9 protein-coding genes and 1 pseudogene are annotated in these 12,787 nt (G+C 64.8%); 7 read left to right on the top strand and 3 right to left on the bottom strand.

Annotated features, from left to right (window positions below):
* Window positions 1–41: 41 nt before the first annotated feature.
* Entirely contained in the window at window positions 42–1,382 is a 1,341-nt protein-coding gene (locus RI444_RS17900; RefSeq protein WP_179012328.1) for an 8-oxoguanine deaminase, read from the bottom strand.
* A gap of 409 nt (window positions 1,383–1,791) precedes the next feature.
* Between RI444_RS17900 and RI444_RS17895 the strand changes: the two genes are divergently transcribed.
* The 5 genes from RI444_RS17895 (at window position 1,792) to RI444_RS17875 (ending at window position 9,225) form a co-directional block, all read left to right on the top strand.
* On the top strand, window positions 1,792–2,286 hold the full coding sequence (locus RI444_RS17895) for a nucleoside deaminase (RefSeq protein ID WP_021473431.1): 495 nt from the start codon (window positions 1,792–1,794) through the stop codon (window positions 2,284–2,286).
* Window positions 2,287–2,292: 6 nt separating this feature from the next.
* Window positions 2,293–3,885, top strand: coding sequence for an NCS2 family permease (locus tag RI444_RS17890; protein ID WP_193592870.1), 1,593 nt, complete (start codon window positions 2,293–2,295; stop codon window positions 3,883–3,885).
* A gap of 357 nt (window positions 3,886–4,242) precedes the next feature.
* The gene (locus RI444_RS17885; RefSeq protein ID WP_021473429.1) at window positions 4,243–5,490 is read left to right on the top strand and encodes an XdhC family protein; all 1,248 of its coding nucleotides are present in this window, start codon (window positions 4,243–4,245) and stop codon (window positions 5,488–5,490) included.
* Entirely contained in the window at window positions 5,481–6,416 is a 936-nt protein-coding gene (locus tag RI444_RS17880; protein WP_021473428.1) for an FAD binding domain-containing protein, read from the top strand. The genes RI444_RS17885 and RI444_RS17880 overlap by 10 nt, the downstream gene beginning before the upstream one ends.
* Window positions 6,406–9,225: a molybdopterin-dependent oxidoreductase gene (locus RI444_RS17875; RefSeq protein WP_207605571.1), complete on the top strand. Its 2,820-nt coding sequence runs from the start codon at window positions 6,406–6,408 to the stop codon at window positions 9,223–9,225. The genes RI444_RS17880 and RI444_RS17875 overlap by 11 nt, the downstream gene beginning before the upstream one ends.
* Before the next feature lie 131 nt (window positions 9,226–9,356).
* Here the strand turns inward: RI444_RS17875 and nboR are convergent, their stop codons facing one another.
* The gene (gene nboR, locus RI444_RS17870) at window positions 9,357–9,968 is read right to left on the bottom strand and encodes a nicotine blue oxidoreductase (protein ID WP_021473426.1); all 612 of its coding nucleotides are present in this window, start codon (window positions 9,966–9,968) and stop codon (window positions 9,357–9,359) included.
* Window positions 9,969–10,155: 187 nt separating this feature from the next.
* Here nboR and RI444_RS17865 point away from each other — a divergent pair, with 187 nt between their 5' ends.
* A complete protein-coding gene (locus RI444_RS17865; RefSeq protein ID WP_021473425.1) occupies window positions 10,156–10,347 on the top strand; it encodes a YegP family protein in 192 nt (63 codons plus the stop codon).
* A gap of 72 nt (window positions 10,348–10,419) precedes the next feature.
* On the opposite strand, the pseudogene aceE reads toward RI444_RS17865, so the two are convergent.
* Window positions 10,420–12,450 (bottom strand): annotated as a pseudogene (aceE, locus tag RI444_RS17860) (pyruvate dehydrogenase (acetyl-transferring), homodimeric type); the annotation flags it as partial.
* Window positions 12,451–12,492: 42 nt separating this feature from the next.
* Between aceE and RI444_RS17855 the strand changes: the two are divergent.
* The gene (locus tag RI444_RS17855; protein WP_062098648.1) at window positions 12,493–12,783 is read left to right on the top strand and encodes a transposase; all 291 of its coding nucleotides are present in this window, start codon (window positions 12,493–12,495) and stop codon (window positions 12,781–12,783) included.
* Window positions 12,784–12,787 lie beyond the last annotated feature (4 nt).

Below are 12,787 nucleotides of genomic sequence, written 5' to 3'. Positions count from 1 at the left end.
TCGAAACGGGCCTCGGGCCCGCACGACACGCGCAGCCGGACCTACCCCGCGATCAGCTTCCGGGCTGCGGCCGAGTGCTCCGCGATCAGCCCGGCCACATCCAGATCGGGAATCGCGCCGTCAACAACCCGCCAGGACCCGCCCACCATCACCCGGTCGGCCCGGTCCGCGCCGCAAAGGAGCAGTGCTGCCACAGGATCGTGGCTCCCGGAGAAGCGCAGGGAATCGAGCTTGAACATGGCGAGGTCGGCCTGCATTCCCGGAGCCAACTGCCCGATGTCCGAGCGGCCAAGAACGGCGGCGGATCCTCGGGTCGCCCAGCCGAGCGCGCGGGACACGGGGACCGAGGCGCCGTATCGGAGCCGCTGCAGGTACAGGGCCTGGCGCGCCTCGAGGATCATGTTCGACGCATCGTTGGAGGCAGAACCGTCAACCCCCAGGCCCACTGGAACCCCGGCCGCCTCAAGTTCCAGCACCCGCGCGGTGCCGGACGCCAGCCGCATGTTCGACGTCGGGCAATGCGCGACGGCGGTTCCGGCGGCTCCCAGCCGGGCGATCTCCTCGTCGTTGAAATGGATGCCGTGTCCCAGCCAGGTCCGTGATCCGAGCCAACCGACGGATTCCAGGTAATCAACGGTCCGGAGGCCGAACATGGAGCGGCAGAAGTCCTCCTCGTCGATGGTTTCGGCGAGGTGTGTGTGCAGCCGGACATCGTACTGTTCGGCCATGACCGCGGACTCGGCCATGATTTCCTTGGTCACGGAGAAGGGCGAGCAAGGGGCTAGGGCGATCTGCACGGATGCCCCGGCGCCGGTCTGGTGATACTCACGGATGAGTCGTTCGCTGTCCGCGAGGATCGCCTCCGGTGACTGGACGGTGGTTTGGGGCGGCAGGCCGCCGTCGTCCTCTCCCAAGGTCATGGACCCGCGGGTCAGGGTGGCCCGCATGCCCATGGACCGCACTGCGGAGACTTCAATGTCAATCGCGTCTTCCATGCCGTCCGGGAAGAGGTAGTGGTGGTCGGCGGCGGTGGTGCAGCCGGACAACAGCAGTTCGGCAAGTGCTACCTGCACGGCGAGTTCCAGGCTGCGCGGGGTGAGCCGTGCCCAGACGGGGTAGAGGTTTTGCAGCCACGGGAAAAGGGGAGCGTTGGCCACTGGTCCCCAGGCGCGGGTGAGCGTTTGGTAGAAGTGGTGGTGCGTGTTGATCAGGCCCGGCAGGACGACGTGCGCGGAGGCGTCGAACTCGGTGCAGGGAACCGAAGGGCGGCCTCCGGCGGGCACTAGTTCCACGATGGTGCCGGAATCGGAAACCACCAATCCGTTGCCGGCGTCGAGGTCGTTGGCGGTGAAGATTCCGAGTGGGTTTTTGATCCACAGCATGAAGGGTTCCTTGTCTGGTCGGCGTTTCTGCGTTCCAGCTCAGTTAGGCCCTGTCTGCTGATCCAGGTTCCGGGCGTCACGTCAGCTCCGGTCCCGCCAGAGTAAGATTTCCGACGGCGGCAGTCAACGTCCGTGGGAGCGTCGCCGGTCATATCCGGCGTCAACCGCACTCCAAAGGAAAATTTCACAAGACGAAAAACTTTTTTCAAAAAACGTATGGCGCGGCTCACAGCGTGGGTGTTACGCTCTATCTGCCAAAGGCGGGCACCCGGATCCCGGGAAGCTATCTACCAGGCGCAACTTAACCTTCATCGCACATGCTGAAGCCTGGTAACCAAGCACTGGAGCTCTCTTTTCCGGCGCGCCCCCGACAGGTCACCCGGCTTCCCAGCACTAAGGAAGTCGCAACATGAGTACAACCGTCACGGCCGAACAATTCCTGGCCACATCCATTGAGCTGGCAACGGCCAATGTCCTCAACAGTGGAGGCCCTTTCGGCGCCGTCATTGTTACCGCGGACGGACAAGCCTTCCATGGCGTCAACCGCGTGACCGCCTCGAACGATCCCACCGCCCACGCAGAAGTAACGGCCATCCGCAACGCCTGCAGCGAACTGGGAACCTTCGACCTGAGCGGAGCAACCCTCTACACCAGCTGCGAGCCGTGCCCCATGTGCCTGGCATCCGCACTCTGGGCCCGCATTGACCGCGTGTTCTTCGCGGCCGACCGCCATGACGCCGCGTCCGTCGGCTTCGATGACGCGGTCTTCTACGAGTACTTCGAGAATGACAACCGGGACGAGCTGATGCCGGTATCCAAGTTGGAACTGGGCGACCCCCAGGCTCCGGCGGTCCTCCAGCCGTTCACCACATGGAACACCCTCGATTCCAGGATTGACTACTAGGGCCCGGTGGCTGACATGGAAATCCTGGATACGGCAGACATGCAAAATACCGCTGAAAAGCAGACCGCCGCTGAGAAGCAGGCTGCGCTCCTCCCCAACGGGGACAAGGGCGCAGGGCACGCAGCGGCACACGCAACCACCGCACCCGGAGCAGGCAACGGCAAGAAGCCGCCGAACTTCCTGGACAAGTTCTTCGAGATCTCCAAGCGCGGATCCACGCTCGCCCGGGAGTTCCGCGGCGGCCTGGTCACCTTCTTCACCATGGCGTACATCGTCATCCTCAACCCCCTCATCCTGGGCGGCTTCACCGCCGACAACGCTCCCACGGATGTTGCCGGCGGCTGGCTGTCGGCAGCGCAAGTAGGTGCTGTCACTGGCCTCACGGCCGGTGTCATGACCATCATCTTCGGCCTCGTGGCCAACCTGCCCTTCGGTCTCGCAGCGGGCCTTGGCATCAACTCCTTCCTGGCCGTCGCGGTCATCCAGGAGGTGACGTGGCCCGAAGCCATGGGCCTGGTGGTCATCAACGGCGTCCTGATTGTCCTCTTCGGCGCCACGGGCGCACGGACGGCGATCTTCAAGGCAGTACCCAAGGAACTCAAGGCCGCCATCACCGTTGGCATCGGCCTGTTCATCGCCTTCATCGGCTTCGTCGACTCCGGCTTTGTCCGTCCCACCAAGGGCGGCCCGCCGGTCCAGCTCGGCAATGATGGATCCATCACGTCCATCCCCACCCTCGTTTTCATCGTCGGATTGCTGGTCATGGGTATCCTCGTGGCACGCAAGATCCAGGGCGGCCTGCTGATCGGCATCGTCGCAACAACCGTCCTCGCCGCTGTTGCCGAGGCCGTGTTCCGGATCGGTCCCGGCAGCGCTGACAACCCCGGCGGCTGGCACCTCAACACCCCGGTGCTCTCCGGCCAGCTGGTGTCAGTCCCGGACCTGAGCCTCGTGGGCCAGTTCGATCTCTTCGGTTCGTTCGCACGGATCGGCGGCCTGGCTGCCACCATGCTGGTCTTCACCCTGGTGTTCACCAACTTCTTCGACGCCATGGGCACCATGACCGGCCTGGCCAAGAGCGCCGGCGTGGCACACAAGGACGGAACGTTCCCCAAGCTGAAGTCCGCCTTCATTGTTGAAGGCATGGGCGCAGTGGTGGGCGGCGCAACGTCCGGTTCGTCCAACACGGTCTACATCGACTCCGCAGCGGGCATCGGCGAAGGCGCCCGCACCGGCCTGGCTTCCGTGGTCACCGGCGCGTTGTTCCTGGGATCGATGTTCTTCACCCCGCTCACCTCGGTGGTTCCGCTGGAAGTTGCAGCTGCTGCCCTGGTGGTTGTGGGCGCGATGATGATGGCCCAGATCCGTGAAATCAAGTTCACCAAGTTCGCCATTGCACTCCCGGCATTCCTGACAATCGTCACCATGCCACTGACCTACTCGATCGCCAACGGCATCGGCGTCGGATTCATCTCCTTCGCAGTGGTCAACGCGGCGTCCGGCAAAGCCAAGAAAGTGCATCCACTCATGTGGGTGGTCACGGCCGGCTTCGTCATCTACTTCGCCCGCGGCCCGATCAATGCGCTGATGGGCATCTGACCGGGGCGGCAAACCCCGTGCCGGCGGGCAAACCGGCACCCGAAACGGCGTTGAATCCGCTCCCACCGCACGAATAGGCGTCAGCCGTCCTCCCTTATGAGGGAAGGTCCCTTCCACAGCAGGGCACCTGATTAAGGGACGACGGCGGGCGGCGGCCGGGAGCCGATGCTCCGCCATGGAGCGCGCAGCTCCATCGAGTGGGGCAGGGAGATGAAGCCCTGCCCCACTCCACCAAAACCATTGAACTTAGTCAGCGCGACTATCCTCAGCCACCATCCCGAATGAGAATTGAGGCAAGATCGCGCACTGCCCCGGCCGGGCCACCCTGCCGGGACACCTGGAAAAGGACGTGTAGCCATGCTGGATCTGATGCCTTCACTGGGCAGCTGGCGGCCGGCGGTCTCCGGCCAACGGTGCGCTGTGGCAACGATTGTTGGAACCGGCGGCTCGGTTCCGCGGCCCTTGGGGACGTCCATGATGGTCTCGGAAACCGGCGAGATCCTGGGCAGCCTGTCCGGCGGATGCGTGGAAGGGGCCGTGGTTGAAGCGGCGTTGGAAGCAATGCGCGACGGCGGCCCGCGCCTTGAGTCGTTCGGCTACAGTGCGGAGGACGCTTTCGAGGTGGGGCTTACCTGTGGAGGGGAACTGGAAGTCCATATCCAACCCCTCGCGGACGGGCTCTCATCGCTGGCGGACGAATCCACCGCAGCCCGCAACGGCCAGGCCCCAAGCCCCTTGGCACTCATCCGCAGGCTGGACGGCGCAGGGGGAGTCGTCGTCGTGCATGATCCTGTGCGCTTCCGCGCGATGGAGTCCACTGAACTCGCCAAGCTGGTGGGGGACCACCCCGCAACGCTCTTCGCAGCGGCTGCCCAGGTGGAGCCACTGCTTCAAGGCGGCCGCGCCGGTTTGGTGCGGCTGGCCCCGCCCGAGGGTTGCATCGACGGTTGGGTCACGCTGGACCGCTGGGAGGCTCCCCGTGATGAACCGGAACCCCAACCCATCACGCTGTTTGTTGAAAGCCGACTGCCGGCGGCCCGCATGCTGGTGTTCGGAGCCAACGACTTTGGTGCCGCGCTGCTGCCGGCCGGGCAACTCCTGGGCTACGAGGTCACCTTGTGCGACGCACGCCCCGCCTTCGCGCAGCAAAGCCGCTTCGCCGGGGCGGACCAGGTGATCACGGAATGGCCCCACCGCTACCTGGAGAACGAAGCAGAAGCCGGACGCATCGACGCCCGCACCGTGGTCTGCATCCTGACCCACGACCCCAAATTTGATCTTCCCCTGCTGGAAACAGCGCTCAGCCTGAACCTCGCCTACGTGGGGGCCATGGGTTCGCGGCGAAGCCACCGGCAGCGCACTGATGCGCTGCTGGAGAGGGGCACGCCCGCCGGGACCCTGGAACGGCTGCATTCGCCCATCGGGCTGGAGTTGGGCGCCGTCACGCCTGCCGAGGTGGCCGTATCCATCACTGCGGAAATCGTCGCATCGCGGGGAAGCCTGCACGGGGTTGGAGCTTTCCGCTCTCTCAAAGACACTTCCGGTCCAATTCATGCCGGGACCGGCACCCAAGACTCTCTGACCGAGGAGGACTCATGGACATGAACACCATAGAGGCCGTGGTACCAACCACGGATCCGGCCCAGTGGCGGGAAGGGGATGCCTGGCTGGCCGGCGGGACGGTCCTCTTCTCCTACGGAAGCACCGTCCTGCAGCGGCTCCTCGACCTCGGCAATGCCGGCTGGCCCGCCATCACCCTCACCGATGAAGGCATTGAACTCGCCGCCACCTGCACGGTGGCTGAACTGTACGCCTTGCCGGAGTCGGATCAAGCGGCCCACCGCGAATGGCCCGGCCTGGCCCTGGTGCGTCCCAGCTGCGACTCGTTCGTGGCGTCCTTCAAGATCTGGAACATGTCCACCGTGGGCGGCAACCTTTGCACCTCCCTGCCCGCCGGTCCCATGATCTCGCTGTGCGCCGGCCTGGACGGCATGGCCACCATCCTCAGCCCCGACGGCACCAGCCGCAACGTTCCAGTTGCCGATTTCGTCACGGGGGAGATGGAGAACGTTCTGGCCCCGGGTGAGCTGCTGCGGAGCATCCACCTTCCTGCCGAGGCGCTCTCGGCGCGGGTGGCGTTCCGTCGTCTTTCCCTGAGCAACCTCGGCCGTTCCGGGGTGCTGCTGATCGGCCGGCTGGATCCCGTCTTTGGCCTCGTCATCACCGTCACGGCGTCCACCAAGCGGCCCGTGCAGCTGCGGTTCCCCGCCGATCAGGTTCCCGACGCCGCGGCCCTGGCTGCCGCCGTCGAGCATTCCATCCCCCTCGACCTGTACCACGACGACATCCACGGGCTCCCCGCATGGCGGCGTGACATGACCTTCCGGCTCGCCGAGGAAATCCGGGCCGAGTTGCTGGACGAATCCATGACCGTGTCCGGCGACTTCTGGCCCCCGCACGCCACCTCGCCGCAGCCGTCCACGCAACCCGAAACGTCAGGCACCCAGAAGGAGGCCTCCCATGGCAATTGAGATCAACGGCGCTGCCTCGCAGGCCACACCCCGCCCCGGCCAGTGCCTCCGCACCTTCCTCCGCGAGCAAGGCAACTTCGGCGTCAAGAAGGGTTGCGACGGCGGTGACTGCGGGGCCTGCACCGTCCACGTCGACGGCACGCCCGTCCACAGTTGCATCTACCCGGCCGTCCGTGCCGAAGGAAAAGCCGTCACCACCATCGAAGGTCTCGCCACGGCCGACGGACTTCACCCCGTGCAGGAACAGTTCCTTGAGGCGCAAGGCTTCCAGTGCGGCTTCTGCACCGCCGGGATGATGATGACCGCTGCAACGTTCGACGACGAACAGCGCGCCAACCTGCCGCGGAACCTCAAGGGCAACCTCTGCCGGTGCACTGGGTACCGCTCCATTGCGGACGCGGTCTGCGGCCACGGTCCGGACGGGCACGGTCCAGACGCGCACGACGCCGGAGCTGACGTTTCCGGCGCACAGTCACCCGCCGCCGTCGAACCTAAGAGCGGTCAGCTGGGCGACAACGTGCCCGCACCCGCCGGCCCGGCCGTGGTCACCGGAACCGCGAGGTATGCCCTTGATGTTCCAGCGGACCAGCTGCCCGGCCTGCTCCATCTCAAGCTGGTCCGTTCACCGCACCCGCACGCACGCATCGTGTCCATCAACAAGGCGCCTGCGCTCGCCGTGCCGGGGGTCGTGGCCGTGTTCACTCATGAAGACGCCCCGCAGCAACTCTTCTCCACCGCCCAGCACGAGCACTACACGGACGATCCCGACGACACCCGCGTCCTGGATAACGTGGTGCGCTTTATCGGGCAGCGGGTTGCCGCCGTCGTAGCGGAATCGGTGGGCGCAGCCGAGGCAGGTGCCCGTGCGCTGGAAGTGGAATACGAGCTCCTGGACGCGGTGTTCACGCCCCTGGAAGCCATCCTTCCCGGTGCTCCCGTCATCCATGGTGACAAAGACGCGGTGGCTACGCGGATCGCCCGGCCCCTGGACAACGTAGTGGCTGAAGTCCACGCGGAGCTCGGCAGCGTGGAGGAGGGTTTTGCGGCCGCTGACTTCGTCCATGAACACACCTACCGGACGCAGCGTGTTCAGCACGTTGCCATGGAAACCCACTCGGCCATCGCGTGGCTTGACGAGGACGGCCGGCTGATGGTCCGCTCCTCCAGCCAGGTTCCGTTCCTGGTGAAGCGCACCTTGGTCCGGCTGTTCGATCTTCCGGAGGAGTCGGTCCGCGTGGTGGCAGGACGCGTCGGCGGCGGTTTCGGGGGCAAGCAGGAAGTGCTCACTGAGGACCTCGTGGCACTTGCGGCGCTGGCCCTCAAACGCCCGGTGCAGTTGGAATTCACCCGGACCGAGCAGTTCATGGCCACCACTACACGGCACCCCTTCACCATCAAGCTCAAGGCAGGGGCCAACCGCGACGGTTACCTCACGGCCTTGCAACTGGATGTCATCACCAACACCGGCGCCTACGGAAACCACGCTCCGGGGGTCATGTTCCACGGCTGCGGCGAATCCCTGGCCGTGTACAAGTGCGTCAACAAGAAGGTCGATGCGCAGGCGGTGTATACCAACACGGTTCCTGCAGGTGCCTTCCGCGGCTATGGCCTCAGCCAGATGATCTTCGCGATCGAGTCCGCCATTGATGAGCTTGCAGTCGGAATCGGCATGGACCCGCTGGATTTCCGGCTCAAGAACATGGTCCGGCCCGGCGACCACATGCTCTCCACCACCCCCGAACCCGAAGAAGATGTGCATTACGGCAGCTACGGCCTGGACCAATGCGTGTCACTTGTCCGGGACGCCCTTGACCGCGGCAAGGAACGTTACCGCGCCGCGGGCCTGGATGACCTCGGCCCGGAATGGGTCACCGGCGAAGGCGCGGCACTGTCCATGATCGACACCGTCCCGCCGCGCGGCCACTTCGCCCACACCCGGGTGAGCCTCGAAGCGGACGGAAGGTTCGCCGTCGACGTCGGAACTGCGGAATTCGGGAACGGCACCACAACCGTGCATGCGCAGCTGGCTGCCACCGCGTTGGGGACCTCCGCCTACGCCATTCAGGTGCGGCAGTCGGACACGGACCTGGTGGAGCACGACACCGGCGCCTTCGGTTCGGCAGGGACAGTGGTGGCCGGGAAGGCGACCCTCGCGGCCGCGCTCGAGCTCGCCACCCGGATCCAGACCGTCGCCGCATCGCTCACGGGCGTGCCGTTGGCGGATTGCCGCCTGGTGGACGGAGCCGTGGAGTGCGGCGACCGTTCGGTGCCGATGAAGGAAATTTACGACGCCGCCCGCCTCCAAGGCGTCCGCCTCGCCACCGACGGCAACTGGGGAGGCACGCCGCGTTCGGTTGCCTTCAACGTCCACGGATTCAGGGTTGCCGTGAACACCGGAACGGGAGAGCTGCGGATCCTGCAGAGCGTCCAGGCTGCCGACGCCGGCGTCGTGGTCAACCCACGCCAGTGCCGGGGACAGATCGAGGGCGGCATTGCGCAGGCCTTGGGTGCCACGCTGTATGAGGAGGTCAAAGTTGACGACTCCGGGCACGTGACCACGGACATCCTGCGGCAGTACCACATCCCGTCCTTCGCGGACGTGCCCCGGAGCGAGGTCTACTTCGCCAAGACCAATGACTCCACGGGGCCGCTCGGCGCCAAGTCCATGAGCGAGAGTCCGTTCAACCCCGTGGCACCGGCGTTGGCCAACGCGATCCGGAACGCGACCGGGGTGCGCTTCGGCGAACTCCCCATCGCGCGGGACAAGATCTACCTCGCCCTCCGCGACCGCACCCTGGTACCCAACTAACCAACCCCACCCCGCCCCGCCCAGCACCCAACTAGGTCGCAATAGTGCGCGTTTAGACCCGTCAAAACGCGCACTATTGCGACCTACTTGGGTTAAAACGGGGGAGCGGGGCGGGTTAAAGCGGGGGCGGATCAGGCTTCGAGCAGGTGCAGCTGGTCCTTGGTATCCAGGTCCTCGCCGGAGCAGAGGTCGCTGCAATCCACCAGGTCCACCAGGCCCGGATGCGCCTTGAGGAAGGACCGCGCCCCCGTGTCACCTTTCGCCGCTTCCGCGGCTTGCTCGCGGAGCCCGACGTCGATGATCAGCGGGTGCCGACGCTTCAGGTGGCCCGCATCATCGGGGTAGGCCGCCGCAGTGATCCGGCCGGGACGGTGGGCGCCCAGTAACCTGCTGACCGCCGTCGGGGTCAGTCCGGGCTGGTCCACCAGAGCCACCAGGATGCTGTTGTTGGGGTTGGCGGCCTCGATGCCGGTGCGGAACGAGCCCGCCATTCCCTTGGCCCAATCGGCGTTTTCCACCACCGTGTAGCGATCCAGGTCGGTGTTCTTCCGGATGTTGGCCGCCTCGGCACCGAGCACCACCACCACCTCGCGGCACCCGCCGTCATACAGGGTTTCGGCCAGCACTTCCACCAGGGTGCGCCCCCGGAAGGGGAGCAGTGCTTTGGGGCCGCGGCCCAGACGGGTTCCTGCCCCGGCCGCCAACAGGACGCCGGTGATCTGTGATGAGCCGGAGTGAGTCATATCCTCACCATACGCGCGGCATTCGACGGGGTCTCTAGGTCCATGCAGGCTTTTGAGGGTTATCTACCGGAATTGGTTGAAAAACTACTGGCGGGTAGGGCTTTTGGCGCCTTCGCGGGCCTATTAGGGTCTGAAGGGAATTGTTCAAATCAGCTCTGATGCAATGACGCGTGGAGGACAAACAAAGATGGCGGGCAGTTTCGAAATTCTCAAGGCCGGACCCAGCACCTTCCGGTTCCGGCTCACGGCCGACGACGGCACGGTTGTGGCAGTGTCGCCACAGTTTCCCAACCTGAAGGCGGTTGTAGCCGGGATCAATGCAGTCCGCGAAAATGCGGCCACCGGGTTTGTGGTGGATCGGCGCAGCTTGCGAACGTAGGTCCTGTTGGAACAAAAAAGCGGCGGCAGTGTTCATGAAGAACACTGCCGCCGCTTTTTGTTGATGCAAGGTTCAGGCGTCGCCGCCTGCGCCTCCGGTGGTGCCGGCGTTGACGTCGAGCAGTTTGTAGCGGTCAATCGCGTACGACGGCGCTCCCTCCTCAACCTCGCCCCTCGCCGCCAGCATCTGCAGGGTTTTGGTGACGATGGAGTGGGTGTCGTTTTTGAAGTAGCGGCGGGCGGCTTGGCGGGTGTCGGAGAAGCCGAAGCCGTCTGCTCCGAGGGAGGCGAAGTCGTTGGGGATGTATTGGCGGATTTGGTCGGGGATGGCTTTCATGTAGTCGGACACGGCGATGACGGGTCCGTTGTGGCCGTGGAGTTGTTCGGTGATGAAGGGGGTGGGTGTTTCCTGGCCGGGGTTGAGGAAGGCGTGTTCTTCGGCGGCGAGTCCGTCGCGTCGGAGTTCGTTCCAGGAGGTTACTGACCAGACGGCCGCGGCGACGCCCCAGTCCTCGTTGAGGATGCGGGCGGCTTCCAGGGCCCAGGGCACGGAGACGCCGGAGGCGAGGATTTGTGCGGTGGGCCGGTTCGGGTCCCCTTCGGGTGCGGGGGCGAGTTGGTAGATGCCTTTGAGGAGTCCGTTGATGTCCAGGTCGGCGGGTTCGGCCGGTTGGGTGATGGGCTCGTTGTAGACGGTGAGGTAGTACATGACGTTCTTATCCGCGTCAGCGTCGTCGCCGTACATTTGTTCGAGTCCGTGGTGGATGATGTGGCCGATTTCGTAGCCGTAGGCGGGGTCGTAGGTGCGCACGGCGGGGTTGGTGGAGGCGAGCAGGGGGGAGTGTCCGTCGGCGTGTTGGAGTCCTTCGCCGGTGAGGGTGGTTCGTCCTGCGGTGGCGCCGATGATGAAGCCGCGGGTCATTTGGTCTGCTGCGGCCCAGAAGGAGTCTCCGGTGCGTTGGAAGCCGAACATGGAGTAGAAGACGTAGATCGGGACCAGGGGTTCGCCGTGGGTGGCGTAGGAGGTTCCGGCGGCGGTGAATGCTGCGACGGCTCCGGCTTCGTTGATGCCGGGGTGGATCAGTTGTCCGGCGGGGGATTCTTTGTAGGCCAGGACGAGGTCGCGGTCCACGGAGAGGTAGTTCTGGCCTTTGGGGTTGTAGATTTTCGCGGTCGGGAAGAACGCGTCCATGCCGAAGGTGCGTGATTCGTCCGGGACGACCGGGACGAGGCGGTGGCCGAAGTTTTTATCGCGCATGAGGTCTTTGAGCAGGCGCACGAAGGCCATGGTGGTCGCGGCTTGTTGTTTCCCGGATCCGCGTTTGGCGATGTCGTAGGATTTGGCTTCGGGCAGGGTCACGGGGGTGTGGCCGGGGCGGCGTTCGGGCAGGAATCCGCCCAGTGCTTTGCGGCGTTCCATGAGGTACTGGATTTCCGGGGCGTCCATGCCGGGGTGGTAGTACGGGGGCCGGTAGAGGTCCGCGTCGAGTTGTTCGTCGCTGATCGGGATGCGCAGGTGGTCACGGAAGGCTTTGAGGTCTTCCATGGTCAGTTTCTTCATTTGGTGGGTCGCGTTGCGGCCCTCGAAGTGCGGGCCCAGGCCGTAGCCCTTGACGGTTTTGGCCAGGATGACGGTGGGTTTGCCCTTGAACTCGGTCGCTGCCTTGTACGCGGCGTAGACCTTGCGGTAGTCATGGCCGCCGCGTTTGAGGTTCCAGATCTGTTCATCGCTCAGGTCCGCGACCATGTCCTTGGTCTGCGGGGTGCGGCCGAAGAAGTGTTCGCGGACGAACCCGCCGGATTCGGCCTTGTAGGTCTGGTAGTCCCCGTCGGCGGTTTCGTTCATGAGTTTGACCAGCGCACCGTCGTGGTCCGCTTCCAGGAGGGAGTCCCATTCCCGGCCCCAGACGACCTTGATCACGTTCCAGCCCGCGCCGCGGAAGAACGCTTCGAGTTCCTGCATGATCTTGCCGTTGCCGCGCACCGGCCCGTCCAGGCGCTGGAGGTTGCAGTTGATCACGAAGTTCAGGTTGTCCAGGTTCTCGTTCGCTGCCAGCTGCAGCAAACCCCGCGATTCGGGCTCGTCCATTTCCCCGTCACTGAGGTGTACTACTGATGTGAGACACAGTTTGAAAGGATTGTGCTCATGTCTGCTCGACCTACCTATTCCGATGAGTTCAAGGCCGATGCCGTCGCTTTGGCGGCGTCTTCGGGCCGTCCGTTGCCTGCCGTTGCTGCTGATCTCGGGATCTCGTTGACTGCTCTGAAGCGGTGGATTCGGTTGGCCCGTGAGGCTGATCAGGAAAGCGGTGGCAAGCCCGATGACCCGGTAGATCCGGTGAAATTCAAAGCCATGGAGGCCCGGCTGCGGGAGCTCGAGCGGGAGAATGATTTCCTGAAAAAAGTTTCGGCGTTCTTCGCCAAAGAACAGCGGTAGAAGA

Source organism: Paenarthrobacter sp. AT5, from assembly GCF_032764245.1.
Lineage (GTDB): Bacteria > Actinomycetota > Actinomycetes > Actinomycetales > Micrococcaceae > Arthrobacter > Arthrobacter ureafaciens.
The sequence above is the reverse complement of the archived record's forward strand: the minus strand, read 5'-3'. Positions and strand labels throughout refer to the sequence as shown.